We start from the raw sequence: 17248 nt of genomic DNA on the forward strand, positions 1-17248 counted from the left end.
ACATCTCCTGAAAAACTACTGCAGTCGGACAGCCTTGGCTGGAATCCGGTTTTGAGCGGCGTTTACCCCCGGTAAACACTGCTTTCGGCCTTTTTCCTACTTCGTTTGAGCCGTTTTCGCTACGTTTTAGAGATGCTTGGAAAATGCGGCAGTATCCGTTAAAGCCGAATGATGTTCAACACGTCGCCGGACAGGCTGACCTGCACACCCGAACCCCATAGAGGGTCGCGGCGCAGATCTTCGGAAACCTTGTAATGCCCGGCGATGGAAATCAGCTCAGCACTCATTTGCTGACAGAAAATCCGCGCCTTGGTGTCGCCCTTGACGCCGGCCAACACGCGACCACGCATCGGGCCGTATACATGGATGTTGCCATCGGCGAGAAGTTCCGCCCCCGGGCTGACCGAGGAGATCACCACCAGATCGCAGCCCTGGGCATAAATCTGCTGGCCGCCGCGTACCGGCGAGGTGATGATTTTCGTCGGCTTGATGGTCGGCTCGGGCGGTTTTTCCGGTTTTTTCTTCGGTTCGCCTTCGGTCAGGTCCAGTGGACGCTCCCGGGCGCCGGACGGTGGCAGCACGGGCAGGTCGACCGCGATGGCGGCGGCTATGTCTTCGATGCGGCTGGCGCGGATCGCCAGGGTACGCAGGCCATGCTGGCGGCAGACGCGCATCAGCCCTGGCAGATCGACCGCGCCTTCGCTGGCCGGGAGTTTGTCCAGGGCCAGTACCAGCGGCGCGTTGCTGAAGAAGTTGGGCGCCTGGGCGACCTTGGCGGCCAGTTGCCGATCAAGGCTTTCGAGGTCGTTACGGGCCAGTTCCAGCACCGTAATGGCCAGCATGCTGCCCTTCAACTGGAACACGGGATCTTGGTCTAGCGGTTCGGTTTGGCTCATGGTCGGCATACAACGACTTGTCACTAAAAGTGCCGAGACTTATAACGAGAACGCCCGCGGGCCGCAAGCCGGGTCGAACGATGTAGAATGCGCGGCCATTGTCATTCCGGAAGCATTAATGGACCGCCCGCGTTTTCGAAAAGCATTTCTATCTCCACGTTTCTGGCCGCTGTGGTGTGGCCTGGGGCTGTTGTGGCTGATCGTCCAGTTGCCGTATCCGGCACTGCTGTGGGTCGGCCGTGTCCTGGGCGCCTTGATGTATCGGGTGGCCGGCGACAGACGGCGCATTGCCAAGCGCAATCTGGAACTGTGTTTTCCGGAAAAAACCGCCGCCGAACGCAAACGCCTGCTCAAGGAAAACTTCGCCTCCACCGGCATCGCTTTCTTTGAAATGGCGATGAGCTGGTGGTGGTCGCGCAAGCGCCTGGCGAGCCTGGCTCATATCGAAGGGCTGGAGCATTTGCAAAAGGCCCAGCGCGAAGGCAAGGGCGTGATCCTGATGGCCCTGCACTTCACGACGCTGGAAATCGGCGCGGCGTTGCTCGGTCAGCAGCACACCATCGACGGCATGTACCGCGAGCACAAGAATCCGCTGTTCGACTACATCCAGCGCCAGGGCCGCGAGCGACACAACCTCGATTCGCTGGCGATAGAACGCGAAGACGTGCGCGGCATGCTCAAATTGCTGCGTTCGGGCCGGGCGATCTGGTACGCACCGGATCAGGACTACGGCGCCAAGCAAAGTGTTTTTGTGCCGCTGTTCGGCATTCAGGCTGCGACTGTCACCGCCACGAGCAAGTTTGCGCGGCTGGGCAAGGCGCTGGTGGTACCGTTCACCCAGGAACGTCTGGCGGACGGCAGTGGGTATCGCCTGGTGATCCATGCGCCGCTCGAAGGCTTCCCCGGCGAAACCGAAGAAGAGGACTGCATTCGCATCAACCAGTGGATCGAAAGCGTTCTGCGCGAGCATCCCGAGCAATACCTGTGGGCCCACCGCCGCTTCAAGAGCCGTCCACCGGGCGAGCCCAAGCTGTACGCCAAACGTCGTTGAACCCCGATACCCTGTAGGAGCGAGCTCGCTCGCGATGGTAGCCAACGATAACGCGGGGCACCTGACACCCCGCGGCGTTTTCATGACCATCGCGAGCAAGCTCGCTCCTACAGGGGAACAAGTCGAAACAACGAAATCCCATCAAGCACCATGGAGAGTTGTGCATGAGTCCAGTTGAACCGGTAACAGGGTTGATTCTTTCCGGTGGCGGGGCTCGGGCGGCCTATCAGGTCGGGGTGCTGGCGGCGATTGCCGAATTGCTGCCGCCGGGGGCCCGCAATCCGTTTCCGGTGATCGTCGGCACCTCGGCGGGCGCGATCAACGCCGTCAGCCTCGCCAGCGGTGCAATGGACTTTCGTAACGCCATCGAACGCCTGACGGCCTTCTGGCAGGGCTTTCGCAGTCATCTGGTGTTGCGCAGCGACTGGCCCGGGGTGATTCGCCAGGCCAGCCGCTTTGTCAGCCACAGTTTGCTCGGCATCGGTACCCAGGTGCCGGTGGCGTTGCTCAACAGTTCGCCACTGCGGGATCTGCTCAACGACAAGTTGCAGATGGGCGGCATCGCCGAGGCGATCGCACAGAAGCAATTGCATGCGGTGGCGGTCACCGCGTTCGGCTATGAGTCCGGCCAGGCAGTCACCTTCTATGAGGGCGGCGGCAAGATCGATGCCTGGTTGCGCCATCGCCGCATCGGCGTTCCTACTCGCTTGTCCGTTGAACACCTGCTCGCCAGCTCGGCCATTCCGCTGCTGTTCGCTCCGGTGAAAATCGACGAAGAGTATTTCGGTGATGGCGCGGTGCGTCAGTCGGCGCCGATCAGTCCTGCGCTGCATCTGGGCGCCAGTCGGGTGCTGGTGGTGGGCGTCAGCGGCAACCCCCGTGGAGTCGACCCGCAACAACCCTTGCTGCGCAGCTACACCGGTCAGCAGCCGACCCTGGCGCAGATCGGCGGGCACATGCTCAACAGTACGTTCATTGACAGCCTGGAAAGCGACATCGAGCTGTTGCAGCGCCTGAACCAGTTCAGTCACCTGATGCCCGACGGTACGCCCATCCGCGCGTTGGGCGTGGCCCCGGTGGACGTGTTGGTGATTTCACCGAGCCAGCCGATCGATGAGATTGCCGCGCGCCATCGCCAGGAGTTGCCGGCGGCGTTGCGCCTGTTTCTGCGCGGGCCGGGTGCGACCAAGACCAGCGGGGCAGGGGTGCTGAGTTATCTGCTGTTCGAGGCGGGGTATTGCAGCGAGTTGATCGAGCTGGGGCGACGGGATGCGTTGGCCAAGCGCGGCGAGTTGTGCCGGTTTCTCGGATTGGCGGAGCCTGTGCTTTCGGTTTGAGATAGGCAGTCTGCAGGAGCGAGATTGCTCGCGATGGACGTTAACGATGACGCTGGGAGCCTGACATCCCGTGGCGCTCTCTAGTCCATCGCGAGCAAGCTCGCTCCTACATGATCAGAAGTGAACCTTGACCAGGAAGCTGGTCACGCTCTGATCAGTCTTGAATCCCTGGCTGTCTTCGATACCGTACTTGTTTTTCCAGTAGTCATACTCGACACCCACGTACAGCTGCTTGGCACCCAGGTTCAATGCCTTGCCCAGGTCATATTTGACCTGCGGATTGAAGTGCAGGTTGGCGTGGTACTCGCCTTTGCTGTTGACGTCGTTGTCGACCACCCAGTCCATGAAGCCGTCGATCAGCACGTCCGAGCCACCCACCGGAATGGTGTAGGACCAGACCGGCGAGACCTGCCAGATGTCGTCGCCCGGGCGGTCGCCTTCGGTGTGACGGTTGTAGAAGTTCAACTGGAAGTAATCGAAGCCCGGGATGGCCAGGTCGAAACCAGGACCGATCAGGTACGACTCGGTATCGTCCTCGCCGAACTCGTAGGTCATGGCCAGCAGCACGTCCTTGATCGGGCCGAACTCGAACTTCTGGTCGAAGATCTTGTTGAACGACAGGCGCGGACTGAGCTCACCGTAGTGGGAGTTCTCGCCCGCGAAATGGTCTTCCTTGCCGTTGTAGAAGATCTTGTCGATGAAGAAGAAGTTGTCGCCGTACTTCCAGCCATCGGCGTGTTCGAAGGTCACCGTCTGCTGGATGCGCGGGTTGACCTGGAAGTCCTTGCCATAGAGGTAGCTCAGGCTGTTGTTCTGCCACTGCAGCAAATCGCCGGCCATGGCCTGGCCCCCGGCCAGCATCGATCCCGCCAGCATCAGGCTAGTGCACGTACGTTTCATTCGGTTGCTCCCAAAAAGTAGGTGGTTCCACGTTATTTTTTTAAGGTCGGCACTCTGGTGTGGCGCCTGTTTATGTAGCGGTAAAAAGTCATCCATTCGGTCAGCTTTAATGCTGTTAGCAAGAGCTGGGCCAAGGCTTTCAGAAAGCAAAAAAACTCCCGTTCGGCGGCTCAGGAGCGGTCGATTGAGAGGGGTTTTGGGGTGCCTTGGTGCCTGCCAGAGCCGGGGTAAGTTGGCTTTCTGGTCAGGTTTTACATCCGGGCTTTTTTTTAAACCGGATTCGGGCGGCCGCGGAGAATACTGACTCCTCGGCCAGGTCTCAAGTGCTCCGCAACGGCGCACCGACGACAGGCTTGGGGCACGGTTGCGGGGCAGCATCAGAAGTGCACCTTTACCAGCAGGCTGGTGGTGTTTTCATTGGTGTCGAAGCTGGAACTGTTTTCGATGCCGTACTTGTCTTTCCAGTAGCTGTATTCGACGCCGACGTACACCTGTTTCTCCCGCCAGCCCATGGCCTTGCCCAGGTCGTACTTGATCTGCGGGTTGAAGTGCAGGTTGGCGTGATAAGTGCCGTGGTCGTTCTGGTCGTTGTCCACGACCCAGTCCATGTAGCCGTCGATCAACAGGTTCGAGCTGCCCAATGGAAGGGTGTAGGACCAGGCCGGTGTGATCTGCCAGACGTCATCGCCGGGACGCGAGCCTTCGGTCTGGCGATAGTAGAAGTTCAGGGTGAAAAAGTTGAAGCCCGGTACCGCGAGGTCGAAACCGGGGCCGATCAGGTAGGCCTCGGTGTCGTCTTCGCCGTTCTCGTAGGTCATGGCCAGCAGCACGTCCTTGATCGGGCCGAATTCGAAACGGCGGTCGAGGATCTTGCCCAAGGAGAGGCGCGGACTGAATTCGCCGTAATAGGCATGAACGCCTTTGTTTCGGTCTTTCTCGCCGTTGTAGTAGGTGCTGTCGATAAACATGAAGTTGTCGCCGTACTTCCAGCGGTCGGCGTGTTCGAAGGTTATCGTCTGCTGGATGCGCGGGTTGACCACGAAATCCTTGCCATACAAGTAGCTCAGGCTGTTGGTCTGCCACAGCAGCAGGTCGCCGGCCATGGCCTGACTCGCGGCCAGCAGGCCGGCACCCAACAGCAGGTTGGTTTGTGTCCGAATCATCTGTTGCTCCCTCTTGTTTTTATTTTTAAGGCGCAGGCAACCCTGCCCCTGTAGGAGCGAGCCTGCTCGCGATGAACTACAGAGCGCCGCGTTTATCCAGAAAACACGCGTTATCGTTAGCGACCATCGCGAGCAGGCTCGCTCCTACAGGGGTTGTGGTGTCTCACTTAGTGCGGGTGAGCGTGACAGTCGTTGATGGCCGCGCGTTCGGCGCCACCCAGGATGTTGAACAACAGGTTCAGCGTCAGCGCGCTGAGGGTGGCCATGGCGATGCCACTGTGGGTGATCGGGCTCATCCACACGGGCAGGTGGGCGAAAAATTCCGGGCGTACGACCGGGATCAGGCCCATGCCGATGCTCACCGCCACCAGCAACTGGTTGCGACGATCACCAATGTCCGCTTCCTGCAGGATCTTGATCCCGGTGGCGGCGACCATGCCGAACATCGCAATCGCTGCGCCGCCCAGTACTGCCGGAGGAATCGACGCCACCAAAAACGCGGCTTTGGGCAACAGGCTCAGCACGATCAGCAACCCGCCGGCAACGATGGTCACCGAACGGCAGCGCACGCCGGTCATCTGCACCAGGCCGATGTTCTGGGCGAAGGAGGAGTGGGTGAAGGTGTTGAAGAAACCGGCGAAGAACGAGGCGCCTGCATCGCACAGCAAACCGCGCCGCAGCATCCGTGGGCAGACTTCCTGGCCGGTGATCTTGCCCAGCGCCAGAAACATCCCGGTGGACTCGACGAAAATGATCACCACCACCAGGCACATGGACAGGATCGGCGCCAGTTCGAATTTCGGCATGCCGAAGTGCAGCGGGGTGACAAATTGCAGCCATGGCGCCTGAGCCATGCCACTGAGGTCTACCATGCCGAGCAGGCCGCAGAGCACATAGCCCAGGCACATGCCGATCAGCACGGAAATGTTGACCCAGAAGCCGCGCATGAAACGGTGCACCAGCAAGATGGTACCCAGTACCAGGGCGGCGATGGTCAGGTAGATCGGTGAACCGAATTGAGCGGCGCTGGCACCGCCGCCGGCCCAGTTCACGGCCACGGGGAACAGCGACAAACCGATCGAGGTGATGACCGTCCCGGTCACCAGTGGCGGGAAGAAGCGCACGACCTTGGACATGAACGGGGCGATGAGCATGCCGAAGAACCCGGCGGCAATGGTCGCGCCGAAGATCCCTTGCAGGCCGATACCGGGCATGCCGGCCATGGCGACCATGCTGCCGACGGCGGCGAAACTGGCGCCCATCATCACCGGCATGCGAATGCCCATGGGGCCGATGCCGAGGGACTGGACGATGGTGGCGATACCCGCCACCAGCAGGTCGGCGTTGATCAGGAAGGCGATTTCTTCACGACTCAGGCCAGCGGCCTGCCCGATGATCAGCGGTACCGCGATGGCACCACCGTACATCAGCAGAACATGTTGCAAACCGACCAGGATCAGTTGCAAGAGGGGCAAACGCTGAATGGCGGGTGCGTCGGGGATGCGCGCTTCGGATAGCTCGGACATGCAACACCTCGGATCTTTTTATTCTTGTGATTTACAGCTGCAGTGCTGCCGGCAGCTGTATTCGAATCTGGTGGGCCGTTTTGCGGCCATTCGCAGGCAAGCCCGCTCCCGCACAGGTCATGCAACACCTGTGGGAGCGAGCCTGCTCGCGAAGCTTTCAGCGATTAATTGGTCTGGGCTCCCTGCACAATCCAGGCACCGATCAGGTCACGTTCCTGCTGGGTCATCTGCGTGATGTTGCCCAGTGGCATGATCTGGCTGGTGACGGCTTGCGCCTGAATCCGCGGTGCGTTCTGGCGGATCTGCTCGGGGGTGTCGAACATCACACCGGCAGGGGCCGCACTGAACAGCGGGCTGGTCGGCTTGGCCGAATGGCAAACCGCGCAACGTTCCTGGATCACGCTGTGCACTTTGTCGAAACCCGGACCGGCATTGGAGGCCTGAACCGGAGCGGCTGTGGGCGCTTCTGCGGGTTTGGCTTCAGCAGGTTTCAATCCACCGCCCACTGCGGTTTCCGGCAGCGGCTGGTATTCGATTTTCGCTGGAGCGTTGGCCACTTCAGGGGCGCTGGACATCGGCTTCGGACCGGTCACATAAGCCAGGCAGATCATGCCCACCGCTGCAACAGGCAGGGTCCAGGCAAACTTGTGGCTGTCGTGACGGGTGTTGAAGTAGTGACGGACCAACACCGCCAGTACCGCGATCCCGGCCAGGATCAACCAGTTGTACTGGCTGCCGTAGGTGCTCGGGAAGTGGTTGCTGATCATGATGAACAGCACCGGCAAGGTGAAGTAGTTGTTGTGACGTGAACGCAGCAGGCCTTTGGCCGGCAATGCCGGATCGGGCGTGCGGTTCTCGGCGATGGCCGCTACCAGTGCGCGTTGCGCCGGCATGATAATGCGGAACACGTTGCCGACCATGATGGTGCCGATGATGGCGCCGACGTGCAGGTACGCACCCCGACCGCTGAACACTTTGCTGAAGCCGTAGGCCGCGGCAATGATCAGGGCGAACAGGATTGCGCCAAGCAGGGCAGGGCGTTTGCCCAGGGCCGAGTCGCACAGGAAGGAGTAGACGAACCAGCCGACGAACAGCGAGCCGATGCCCAGCAGTACGCCTTCAGGACCGCTCAGTGAGCTGCCCGGAGCCAGCAGGTAGAGCGTCGGGTTGGAGTAGAACACCACGCACAGCAGCGCGATACCCGACATCCAGGTGAAGTAGGCTTCCCATTTGAACCAGTGCAGGTTGTCCGGCATGGTCGGTGGAGCCAGCTTGTATTTTTCCAGGTGGTAGATACCGCCACCGTGGATTGCCCATAAATCGCCGGCCAGGCCGCTTTTCGGGTTGACCCGGTTGAGGTTGTTTTCCAGCCATACGAAATAGAACGACGCACCGATCCAGGCCACGCCAGTAATCATGTGAACCCAGCGCACGCTCAGGTTCAGCCATTCCAACAGATGTGCTTCCACAGTCTTTACCTCTCGCCTGTCACTCTGTTGTCGAGTGATCAGACCTTCTCTTATTGGTGGGGGGCGAGGATCAAACGCTCATCCTCTTTGAAAAAATGCTCATCGCAGTTATTGCCTGTGCCACTGCGATCAACCACCAGGAAGTCATCCCGCTTTTCGATCGTCAGCACCGGATGGTGCCAAACGCCGCGATGGTAATTAATGCCCTGCCTGCCGTTGGTGACGAAGGCGCGGACCAAGCCTGATACAGGTTCATCGCCAAGTGGCGCGACCACGATCAGAAAGGGGTTGCCGAGCAGCGGAATGAAAGCCTGGCTGCCCAGCGGATGGCGCTCCAGCATGCTCACGGTCAGCGGCATGTCCTGCGCGTCGGCGCGGAAGATGCTGATGATCGCGTTGTCCTCTGGCGTTGCGGTTTCGACCGTCGCCAGTTTATGGAAGCGCATGGTCGAACCGTTGTTGATCATGAAGTGATCGCTGCCGTCGGTTTCGATCACGTCACCGAAAGGGGCGAAGGCTTCTTTGGTCAGCGGTTCAATCGTCAGTGTGCGCATGCTGTTCTACTTACCTTGAATTCGTTGTTGTCTGTTCTATTGCTATCGCTAGCAGGCTAGCTCCCACAGGGGAATGCATTCCAAATGTGGGAGCTAGCCTGCTAGCGATTGGGTTCAGCGCTTATTTAGCGACCTTGCCCAAAACACGCAGGCGGCTCACACCACCATCCGGGAACACGTTCAGGCGGATGTGGGTGATCGGCCCCAGTGCCTTGATCTGCTCGGCAAAGGTGTGTTCAGCGTGCATTTCCAGTTTTTGTGCTGGCAACAGTTCACGCCAGAACAGCGACTGGGTTTCGATCTGGCTGTCGGTACCGCCCTTCACGAAAGCGCCCTGGATCGAGCAGGTGTCCGGGTAGTTGCCCTTGAAGTGCAGGGTGTCGACGATGACTTTCTCGACTTCGCCGGCATGACCCAGCGCGACGATGACCCAGTCGTTGCCCGGAGTACGACGACGTGCGGTTTCCCAGCCGTCGCCCATGTTGATGCCACGGCCCGGGTTGAGGATGTTGCTCATGCGGCCGAAGTGTTCGTCGGAGCAGGCGAGGGCGCGGCCACCGTTGAGGGCTGAGGCCAGGTCGACTTGTTCGTTGTCACCAACAGCGGACCAGTCGCGGAACGGAACGCCGTACACGCGCAGACGGGCCACACCGCCGTCCGGGTAGATGTTGAAACGCAGGTGGCTGAAGGCCTGGTCGTTGTTGATTTCGTGGAAGTGGTGGCTGTTGCCCTGCAGCTCGACGGCGGACAGCACTTCAGTCCACTGGGTGTTTTCATCAGGCTCGCCCGAGGCCAGGAAGCAGGCTTCCAGGGACGCCGACGGCGGGAAGTTGCCGGTGAAGAATGAAGTGTCGATGTCGACGCCCTTGATCGAACCCGGTACGCCCAGGCGGATCACTGCGCTGTCGAAGCCTTCGAAGCGCTTGCGGCGCGATTCCCAGCCGTCCATCCACTTGCCGTTGTCATCGAACACGCCCTCCTTCCATACGGCCGGGGTCGGTTGGAACAGACGGTTGGCGTCTGCGAACCAGTCATCGGTGACCGAGATGATTTTGGTGCCCAGGCGGGCATCGGCCAGGTTGACGAACTTCTCGAAAGGTACGGCGTAAGCTTTCATTCTTCTTGTCTGCCTTTAAATAAGTGGCTTGGGATGCTTGCAAGGCCCGGAGCGTTTTTTGCGTTCATCAACGTCGGGCCAGGCTTGCTATAGGGTCAGTAATCGGAACAGGGCGATCTTGTTGATCTCCGCCAGCGCGCACTTGAACTCGGTGTCGACCGGGTTGTGGATGCGCGTTTCGAACGCTGCGAGGATCTGATGCCGGTTGCTGCCTTTTACCGCCATGATGAAGGGAAACTTGAACTTGGCCTTGTAGGCGTCGTTCAGCTCGGTGAAGCGCTGGAACTCTTCGGCCGTGCATTGGTGAATACCCGCGCCAGACTGTTCTTCAGTGCTGGCTGCGGTCAGCTGGCCCTGGACGGCGGCTTTGCCGGCCAGGTCCGGGTGAGCGTTGATCAAAGCCAGCTGGCTTTCGTGATCGGCGCTCAACAGGATGTCGCTCATGCGCTGGTGCAGGGTTTCGATCTCGTCGATCGAGGCATCCTGGCCCAGCTCGTAGGCCTTCTCGGCCACCCATGGCGAATGTTCGTAGATGTCGGCGAAAGTCGCGACGAAGGCATCGCGGCTCAGGCTCGAAGGTTTGACGGTTTGAAAGGTGCTCATTTGGCAGCCCCTGTGTACGGGTGGGTTTCTTGCCAGTGACGCGCGATGTCGACGCGACGGCTGAACCACACCTGTTCATGACTTTTAGCGTATTCGATAAAGCGCTTGAGTGACGCCAGACGCGCCGGACGGCCGATCAGGCGGCAGTGCAGGCCGATCGACAGCATCTTCGGTGCATCGGCGCCTTCGGCGTAGAGCACGTCGAACGCATCCTTGAGGTATTCGAAGAAGTCGTCGCCCTTGTTGAAACCCTGGACCTGGGTGAAGCGCATGTCGTTGGTGTCCAGGGTGTACGGGATCACCAGGTGCGGCTTGCCGGTCGGGTTGTTCGGTTCCCAGTAGGGCAGGTCGTCGTCGTAGGTGTCGCAGTCGTAGAGGAAACCGCCTTCTTCCATCACCAGGCGACGGGTGTTCGGGCCGGTGCGGCCGGTGTACCAGCCCAGTGGGCGTTCGCCGGTGATTTCAGTGAGGATGCGGATCGCTTCGAGCATGTGCTCGCGTTCCTGGGCTTCGTCCATGTACTGGTAGTCGATCCAGCGATAGCCGTGGCTGCAGATCTCGTGGCCGGCATCGACCATGGCACGGATCACGTCCGGGTGACGCTGGGCGGCCATGGCCACGGCGAAGATAGTCAGGGGAATGTCGAATTCCTTGAACAGCTTGAGGATCCGCCACACGCCGGTACGGCTGCCATACTCGTAAAGGGATTCCATGCTCATGTTGCGCGCGCCTTGCAGCGGCTGGGCAGAAACCATTTCCGAGAGGAAGGCTTCGGACTCTTTGTCGCCGTGCAGGATGTTGCGCTCGCCGCCTTCTTCGTAATTGAGTACGAACGACAAGGCAATGCGGGCATTGCCCGGCCAGTGTGGGTGAGGAGGGTTACTGCCGTAACCGACCAGGTCGCGTGGGTAGTCAGCGCTCACTGCAGGCTTCCTTCTTGTTCGATGATGACGGTTGGTGTGACGCAGCTGAAAAGTGGATGGCAGGCTGGCGTCACAGCGATGGGCTGATTGTATACAACTTTATATTCACTTTGTAAGCCTGATTTTTCGCATTTTTCACCGACTGTCATCTTTTACTGCTATTGGCGGGAGCCTGCAAGAAATCTGCCTGACTGGTCAATTATTGATTGAAGGGCTCATAGGTGGTGCGGTTTGGCGGGAAATCGACGGAAAATATGCCGATGGCGGGAGTCATGCGAAAAATGTCGTTTTTATTGTGTACAATTTTTTTGAAAAGTGTCTTAATTAGTCGCTCGCCGCAGCTTTTCGTGCTCCGAATCGGTGCGGTCTCCTTTTCAACTGACTTCGGGAGGCGCGAAGTCTGACTGCTCCACGCAGGCAGGCGCGCAGAATCAATGGGACGTTTGACTACACACGTTTTGGACGCAGCACACGGTTGCCCGGGCAGCTCGATCAAGGTCGAGTTGTACCGCGTTGAAGGATCGCAGCTGGAATTGGTCGCCAGCGCGATAACCAACAGCGATGGCCGTGTCGATGCACCGCTGCTGCAAGGCGATGACTACCGCTCCGGGGTCTATCAGGTTCAGTTTCATGCCGGCGATTACTACCGCGCCCGTGGCGTTCAGCTGCCGGAGCCTGCCTTCCTGGATGTCGTGGTGCTGCGTTTCGGCATCTGCGCCGAGCAGGATCACTACCATGTGCCGTTGTTGATTTCGCCTTACAGCTACTCCACGTACCGCGGCAGCTGATCCCCCAGGCAGCAGCTGCACCCTGGAAGCGACTGCGCATATAGCTTCTTTGGTCTTTCGCCCGCTCACACTGCGGGCTTTTTTTCGTCTGGAGGAAAGTGCTGCCTGTGCTGACGCCATCGCTAGCAGGCTAGCTCCCACATTGGATTTTCGGTGTTCACCAATCCCTTGTGGGAGCTAGCCTGCTAGCGATGCTTTTGCTCTTAGCGGCTCAGCAGGGACGCTGCACCCGCACCGCTGAACAAACCGGCACTGATCCGGTTGAACCAGCTCTGCCCCTTGCCGCTGCGCAGATACCGCGCCGCGCCATGGGCGCCGAGGCCGTAGGCCAGTTTGCACAGCAGGTCGAGCACGGTCCAGGTCGCGATCATCACCAGCAGTTGCGGCAGGAATGGCTGTTCGGCACTCAAGAACTGCGGCAGGAAAGCGGCGAAGAACAGAATGTCTTTCGGATTGCTCGCGCCCAGCATGAACGCCCGCCCGAACAGCGCACGAAAGCGTGGCACCGGCGCGGCTTGTGGCACTTCAGCGCCATGGGAAGGCAGGCGCGATTGCTGCCAGCTCTGCCAGGCAAGGTAGAACAGGTAGAGGGCGCCAAGAATCTTCAGGGCACTGAACAGCTGTTCCGAAGCCAGCAGCAACGCACCCAGGCCCAGCGCCGAAGCACTCAGCAGGCAGATCGAGGCCGATACGCCGCCAAGAAAGGCCGGGTAAGAGCGGCGCAGGCCGTAATTCAGACTGTTGCTGATCATCAGCAACGACAGCGGCCCCGGGATCAGGATCACTATCAGCGCAGCGCCGCTGAACAGCAGCCAGGTTTCCAGACTCATCACTTTCCTCCATTTGCACAAAAGCCCCACCCGACGGGGTGAGGCTGTTTTCAAGCGGGTCCCGCGTAAGGTTTACAAGAAGATGAACTTGGCGATGAAGATCGCGCAGAGCACCCACAGGCTTACGGAAATTTCCTTGTACTTGCCGGTGCCGGCCTTCAGCGCCACGTAGGTGATGAAGCCCAGCGCGATGCCGTCGGCGACCGAGAAGGTCAGCGGCATCATGATCGCGGTGACGATCGCCGGAATGCTGTCGGTCGCTTCGTCCCATTCGATGTGGGCCATGCCGCCCATCATCAGCATCGCTACATAAATCAGTGCACCCGCGGTGGCATAGGCAGGAATCATCCCGGCCAGCGGTGCGAAGAACATGGCTGCAATAAATAGCACACCTACGGTCACTGCGGTAAGACCAGTCCGACCACCCGCAGCTACACCAGCGGCACTTTCAACGTAGCTGGTGACTGGCGGAACGCCGACTACCGCACCGAATACGCTGGAAGCACTGTCGGCCTTCATGGCACGAGAGAGGTTTTCGATGCGGCCGTCAGCACCGACCAGGTTGGCGCGCTGGGCAACACCCATCAAGGTACCGGCGGTGTCGAACATGTGTACGAAGAGGAACGCCAGGACCACGCTGATCATGCTGACGTTGAACACGCCGGCGACGTTCATGGCCATGAAGGTAGGGGCGAGGCTCGGTGGAGCCGACATGATGCCCTCGTAGTGCACCAGGCCCAGACCCCAGCCGGCGAGGGTCACGGTGATGATGCTGATGAGGATTGCGCCGAACACCTTGTGATAGCTGAGGATGGAGATCATCAGGAAGCACACGGCAGCGAGCAGCGGGCCGGGTTCGCGCAGGGAGCCAAGCTTGATCAGGGTAGCCGGGCTATCGACGACGATACCCGCGGTTTTCAGGCCGATCAGCCCCAGGAACAGACCCACGCCGGCGCCCATGGCGAAGCGCAGGCTGACCGGGATGCTGTTGAGCAGCCATTCGCGGATCCGCGAGAAGGTCAGGATCATGAACAACACACCGGACACAAACACCGCGCCGAGGGCGGTTTCCCAGTTGTAGCCCATGGTGCCGACCACGGTGTAGGTGAAGAAGGCGTTCAGTCCCATGCCTGGTGCCAGGCCGACCGGCCAGTTGGCGTACAGGCCCATCAACAGGCAACCGAGTGCCGCGGCGATGCAGGTGGCGACGAACGCCGCACCGTGATCGATCCCTGCGTCGGCCATGATGTTGGGGTTGACGAAAATGATGTAAGCCATGGTGATGAAGGTTGTCAGACCGGCAATCAGCTCGGTCTTCACCGTGGTGCCGTGCAAGCTGAGTTTGAACAGACGTTCCAGCAAGCCATTGCGTAATGGCGGCGAGAGATCCAGCGTCGATGCTTCGGATTTGCGGCTTTCCACAGCGAATACTCCTCAAGAGTTTTATTGTTATTTCCAGGGCCGGATCCGAGAGGGGTGGCAGCGGCCCTTTGAGGTACTTGCGAATTTGTTGACCGCTTGGTCAGGAACTCGCACGAAGTGGATTATGCTTTTGTATACAAAGAATGCAAATAATGTTTTTGGTTTTGTTTACGAAAAGTTTGGCTTTAGGGATATATCGCCTTTGGTCTCATCGCCAGCAGGCTGGCTCCCACAGGTTTTGTGTACGCCCAGATCACTGTGGGAGCCAGCCTGCTGGCATTGGGGCAAGAGCAATCATCTGCGGCCTCGGGCGATTGGCGGCAGTGGTTCGACAGGCGCAAACGGCCAGATAAAAATAAACCGGCTCAGGGGCCGGTTTATTTTTATCTGGAATTGACGGCGCTTGTACCGGCCTTATCGCCAGCAGGCTGGCTCCCACAGGTTCTGTGAACGCCACAAATCCCCTGTGGGAGCCAGCCTGCTGGCGATAGGGCCATCAGCCCCATCACAGAAACATCAGGCTGCAGCGAAACGCTTGTCCAGATAATCAATGATCACCTTGGACTCATACATCCAGGTGGTCTGGCCATTCTCTTCAATGCGCAGGCACGGCACCTTGATCTTGCCACCTTGCTCGAGCAAGGCCTGGCGATCCTGTTCGTTGTTCTTCGCATCGCGAAGGGCCACCGGCACATTCAGGCGGCGCAGGGTGCGGCGAGTCTTCACGCAGAACGGGCAGGCGTGGAATTGATACAGGGTCAGACCCTTGGCGGCGGATTCGACCTGAGCCTGAGCAGCGGCGGGGCGCTTCTTCTTGCTTGGGCGAGTAATGAAGTCGATGAAGATGATCAGTTGGCCAAGGCCGACACGAAGCGCTTTTACGAACACGTTGAAAGCCTCACGGTGCGAATGAAGAAGGGCGCGCAGCTTACCTGATTTTTTGCAGGCGAAAAAAAACCGGCGATGAATGCCGGTTTTCTTCGTGCCGCAAATTACTTGATGAGGCTGAGGAATTCGCTGCGGGTCGCGGCGTTCTCGCGGAACTCACCGAGCATCACTGAAGTGATCATCGACGAATTCTGCTTTTCCACACCGCGCATCATCATGCACATGTGCTTGGCCTCGATCACCACCGCTACGCCCAGGGCGCCGGTGACCTGCTGGACCGCATCGGCGATCTGGCGGCTGAGGTTTTCCTGGATCTGCAGGCGGCGAGCGTACATATCGACGATGCGCGCGACCTTCGACAGGCCCAAAACCTTGCCGCTCGGGATGTAGGCAACATGCGCCTTGCCGATGAACGGCAGCAGGTGGTGTTCGCACAACGAGTACAGCTCGATGTCCTTGACCAGCACCATTTCGCTGTTGTCGGAGCTGAACAGGGCACCGTTGGTGACCTCTTCGAGTGTCTGTTCATAGCCGCGGCAGAGGTACTGCATGGCTTTGGCGGCACGTTTTGGCGTGTCGAGCAGGCCTTCGCGGGAAACGTCCTCGCCGAGCTGGCCGAGGATCGCCGTGTAATTCTGTTCCAGGGACATGAAACTACCTGTGGGATTTTACGCAAAGGGCAAGGGTACGGTGACGGACACGACGCTGCAAGCGTGACGCATCAGCTTTACTCGTCGCGACCTTCCATCATGGTGCGTTTGAGCATCACATAAACGGCGCCGGCACCGCCATGTTTCGCTTGGCACGTAGTGAAGCCGAGCACCTGTGGATGCTGGCGCAGCCAGGTGTTGACGTGGCTTTTGATCATCGGCCGCTTGCCGTCCAGGCGCACTGCCTTGCCATGGGTGACGCGCACGCAGCGGATTTCGAATCTGGTGGCTTCAGCCAAAAATGCCCAGAGGGTTTCCCGGGCCTTTTCCACGCTCATGCCGTGCAGGTCGAGGCTGCCTTCGAACGGAATCTGTCCAATCTTGAGCTTGCGCATCTGGCTTTCCTGCACGCCATCGCGAGCCCACATCAGATCGTCTTCAGGGCCGACGTCGATGACGAACTGATCGGACAGCCCGTCGACGGTGGTGGATTCGGTACGTACGGTCGCCGCTTGACGCAGCTTGGCAATCTGCGCGCGGTCAGCCTTGGGTTTGCCGGTTTCGGCGCGATCATGCTTGATCGGCTTGACGCCTTGGATCGCGCTTTTGAACAGGGAAAAATCGTCGTCTTGCATGTCAGCCTCCGCGAAGGGCGGCCAGTTTACCCAACTCGAAGCGAATCGGGCGCGACAAAAACGCGCGCGACGCTTGGCTCAGTCGTGTTTTTTCATCAGGTGCGGCGACATGGCCAGTTCCCGGGACTGTCGCGAGCGACGACGGCAACGGCGCCATAGCCAGACACCGAGGTACAGCACGAACAGGCCGATGGCCAGGATCACGGCGGCACCGGTGCGGCTGGTGTTCAATTCACCCAGGGCGGGTGCGTGGCCGAGCAGGCTGGCGGCACCGGCCATGGCGAGCAACACGCCGCACATCGCCAGCAACGCCGCGAACGTCGCGCCGATTCGAAAACGCCAGTTGCTTTGGCCTTTGGGCCGCAAGCGGCGAGCGTCAAAACCATCGGATAACTTCATTCCGACCTTCCTCAATGGGTATCGGCCCTTCGACCGGGAGTTGACCGGGATGTTCCTGAGGCTAAGACAATTACGGCAAATGGGAGGCTTTTGCGGA

At 59.6% G+C, this 17248-nt stretch carries 18 protein-coding genes; 3 read left to right on the top strand and 15 right to left on the bottom strand.

Features of this window, described 5'->3' with window-relative positions; all coding sequences use genetic code 11:
- Positions 1-158: 158 nt before the first annotated feature.
- The gene (minC, locus tag ACM6J5_RS22165; protein ID WP_095945248.1) at positions 159-896 is read right to left on the bottom strand and encodes a septum site-determining protein MinC; all 738 of its coding nucleotides are present in this window, start codon (positions 894-896) and stop codon (positions 159-161) included.
- Between the two features lie 118 nt (positions 897-1014).
- Here minC and ACM6J5_RS22170 point away from each other — a divergent pair, with 118 nt between their 5' ends.
- Positions 1015-1947, top strand: a complete 933-nt coding sequence (locus tag ACM6J5_RS22170; protein ID WP_095945217.1) for a lipid A biosynthesis lauroyl acyltransferase — start codon at positions 1015-1017, stop codon at positions 1945-1947.
- Positions 1948-2111: 164 nt separating this feature from the next.
- A complete protein-coding gene (locus tag ACM6J5_RS22175) occupies positions 2112-3284 on the top strand; it encodes a patatin-like phospholipase family protein (RefSeq protein WP_095945218.1) in 1173 nt (390 codons plus the stop codon).
- Positions 3285-3398: 114 nt separating this feature from the next.
- Here ACM6J5_RS22175 and ACM6J5_RS22180 read toward each other — a convergent pair whose 3' ends face one another.
- The 8 genes from ACM6J5_RS22180 to puuE all read right to left on the bottom strand — a co-directional run bounded on the left by ACM6J5_RS22180 (position 3399) and on the right by puuE (position 11539).
- The gene (locus ACM6J5_RS22180; RefSeq protein WP_095945219.1) at positions 3399-4184 is read right to left on the bottom strand and encodes an outer membrane protein OmpK; all 786 of its coding nucleotides are present in this window, start codon (positions 4182-4184) and stop codon (positions 3399-3401) included.
- 377 nt (positions 4185-4561) lie between these two features.
- Positions 4562-5347, bottom strand: a complete 786-nt coding sequence (locus tag ACM6J5_RS22185) for an outer membrane protein OmpK (RefSeq protein ID WP_095945220.1) — start codon at positions 5345-5347, stop codon at positions 4562-4564.
- A gap of 167 nt (positions 5348-5514) precedes the next feature.
- On the bottom strand, positions 5515-6873 hold the full coding sequence (locus ACM6J5_RS22190; RefSeq protein WP_095945221.1) for a nucleobase:cation symporter-2 family protein: 1359 nt from the start codon (positions 6871-6873) through the stop codon (positions 5515-5517).
- Positions 6874-7037: 164 nt separating this feature from the next.
- Positions 7038-8342: a urate hydroxylase PuuD gene (locus ACM6J5_RS22195; protein ID WP_095945222.1), complete on the bottom strand. Its 1305-nt coding sequence runs from the start codon at positions 8340-8342 to the stop codon at positions 7038-7040.
- Positions 8343-8392: 50 nt separating this feature from the next.
- Complete coding sequence (locus ACM6J5_RS22200) at positions 8393-8896, bottom strand: ureidoglycolate lyase (RefSeq protein WP_007960046.1); 504 nt, start codon at positions 8894-8896, stop codon at positions 8393-8395.
- A gap of 121 nt (positions 8897-9017) precedes the next feature.
- Entirely contained in the window at positions 9018-10013 is a 996-nt protein-coding gene (gene alc, locus ACM6J5_RS22205; RefSeq protein WP_150674233.1) for an allantoicase, read from the bottom strand.
- Between the two features lie 87 nt (positions 10014-10100).
- A complete protein-coding gene (uraD, locus tag ACM6J5_RS22210) occupies positions 10101-10616 on the bottom strand; it encodes a 2-oxo-4-hydroxy-4-carboxy-5-ureidoimidazoline decarboxylase (protein WP_095945224.1) in 516 nt (171 codons plus the stop codon).
- The gene (puuE, locus tag ACM6J5_RS22215) at positions 10613-11539 is read right to left on the bottom strand and encodes an allantoinase PuuE (protein WP_414929347.1); all 927 of its coding nucleotides are present in this window, start codon (positions 11537-11539) and stop codon (positions 10613-10615) included. Before puuE ends, uraD begins: the two co-directional genes overlap by 4 nt.
- Positions 11540-11973: 434 nt before the next feature.
- Between puuE and uraH the strand changes: the two genes are divergently transcribed.
- The gene (uraH, locus tag ACM6J5_RS22220; RefSeq protein WP_095945227.1) at positions 11974-12327 is read left to right on the top strand and encodes a hydroxyisourate hydrolase; all 354 of its coding nucleotides are present in this window, start codon (positions 11974-11976) and stop codon (positions 12325-12327) included.
- Between the two features lie 203 nt (positions 12328-12530).
- Here the strand turns inward: uraH and ACM6J5_RS22225 are convergent, their stop codons facing one another.
- The 6 genes from ACM6J5_RS22225 to ACM6J5_RS22250 all read right to left on the bottom strand — a co-directional run bounded on the left by ACM6J5_RS22225 (position 12531) and on the right by ACM6J5_RS22250 (position 17151).
- Positions 12531-13157 carry a LysE family translocator gene (locus ACM6J5_RS22225; protein WP_046037555.1) on the bottom strand — a complete coding sequence of 209 codons (627 nt, stop codon included), beginning with the start codon at positions 13155-13157 and terminating at the stop codon, positions 12531-12533.
- A gap of 72 nt (positions 13158-13229) precedes the next feature.
- Positions 13230-14579, bottom strand: a complete 1350-nt coding sequence (locus ACM6J5_RS22230) for an NCS2 family permease (RefSeq protein ID WP_008048392.1) — start codon at positions 14577-14579, stop codon at positions 13230-13232.
- Between the two features lie 516 nt (positions 14580-15095).
- Entirely contained in the window at positions 15096-15467 is a 372-nt protein-coding gene (locus tag ACM6J5_RS22235) for a glutathione S-transferase N-terminal domain-containing protein (protein ID WP_095945228.1), read from the bottom strand.
- A 104-nt stretch (positions 15468-15571) separates the two neighbouring features.
- Positions 15572-16117 (bottom strand): GTP cyclohydrolase I FolE, encoded by a 546-nt coding sequence (folE, locus tag ACM6J5_RS22240; RefSeq protein ID WP_003204506.1) that lies wholly within the window; start codon positions 16115-16117, stop codon positions 15572-15574.
- 77 nt (positions 16118-16194) lie between these two features.
- Positions 16195-16752 (bottom strand): Smr/MutS family protein, encoded by a 558-nt coding sequence (locus tag ACM6J5_RS22245; RefSeq protein WP_414929348.1) that lies wholly within the window; start codon positions 16750-16752, stop codon positions 16195-16197.
- 78 nt (positions 16753-16830) lie between these two features.
- Positions 16831-17151: a hypothetical protein gene (locus ACM6J5_RS22250; protein ID WP_008048404.1), complete on the bottom strand. Its 321-nt coding sequence runs from the start codon at positions 17149-17151 to the stop codon at positions 16831-16833.
- Positions 17152-17248: the final 97 nt, after the last annotated feature.

Source organism: Pseudomonas sp. IT-P74, from assembly GCF_949768175.1.
GTDB lineage: Bacteria > Pseudomonadota > Gammaproteobacteria > Pseudomonadales > Pseudomonadaceae > Aquipseudomonas.

Bases quoted from the DNA above. Each gene is read 5' to 3' on its own strand.
- minC (WP_095945248.1), bottom strand. From the start codon at position 896: ATGAGCCAAACCGAACCGCTAGACCAAGATCCCGTGTTCCAGTTGAAG.
- ACM6J5_RS22170 (WP_095945217.1), top strand. From the start codon at position 1,015: ATGGACCGCCCGCGTTTTCGAAAAGCATTTCTATCTCCACGTTTCTGG.
- ACM6J5_RS22175 (WP_095945218.1), top strand. From the start codon at position 2,112: ATGAGTCCAGTTGAACCGGTAACAGGGTTGATTCTTTCCGGTGGCGGG.
- ACM6J5_RS22180 (WP_095945219.1), bottom strand. From the start codon at position 4,184: ATGAAACGTACGTGCACTAGCCTGATGCTGGCGGGATCGATGCTGGCC.
- ACM6J5_RS22185 (WP_095945220.1), bottom strand. From the start codon at position 5,347: ATGATTCGGACACAAACCAACCTGCTGTTGGGTGCCGGCCTGCTGGCC.
- ACM6J5_RS22190 (WP_095945221.1), bottom strand. From the start codon at position 6,873: ATGTCCGAGCTATCCGAAGCGCGCATCCCCGACGCACCCGCCATTCAG.
- ACM6J5_RS22200 (WP_007960046.1), bottom strand. From the start codon at position 8,896: ATGCGCACACTGACGATTGAACCGCTGACCAAAGAAGCCTTCGCCCCT.
- alc (WP_150674233.1), bottom strand. From the start codon at position 10,013: ATGAAAGCTTACGCCGTACCTTTCGAGAAGTTCGTCAACCTGGCCGAT.
- uraD (WP_095945224.1), bottom strand. From the start codon at position 10,616: ATGAGCACCTTTCAAACCGTCAAACCTTCGAGCCTGAGCCGCGATGCC.
- uraH (WP_095945227.1), top strand. From the start codon at position 11,974: ATGGGACGTTTGACTACACACGTTTTGGACGCAGCACACGGTTGCCCG.
- ACM6J5_RS22225 (WP_046037555.1), bottom strand. From the start codon at position 13,157: ATGAGTCTGGAAACCTGGCTGCTGTTCAGCGGCGCTGCGCTGATAGTG.
- folE (WP_003204506.1), bottom strand. From the start codon at position 16,117: ATGTCCCTGGAACAGAATTACACGGCGATCCTCGGCCAGCTCGGCGAG.
- ACM6J5_RS22245 (WP_414929348.1), bottom strand. From the start codon at position 16,752: ATGCAAGACGACGATTTTTCCCTGTTCAAAAGCGCGATCCAAGGCGTC.
- ACM6J5_RS22250 (WP_008048404.1), bottom strand. From the start codon at position 17,151: ATGAAGTTATCCGATGGTTTTGACGCTCGCCGCTTGCGGCCCAAAGGC.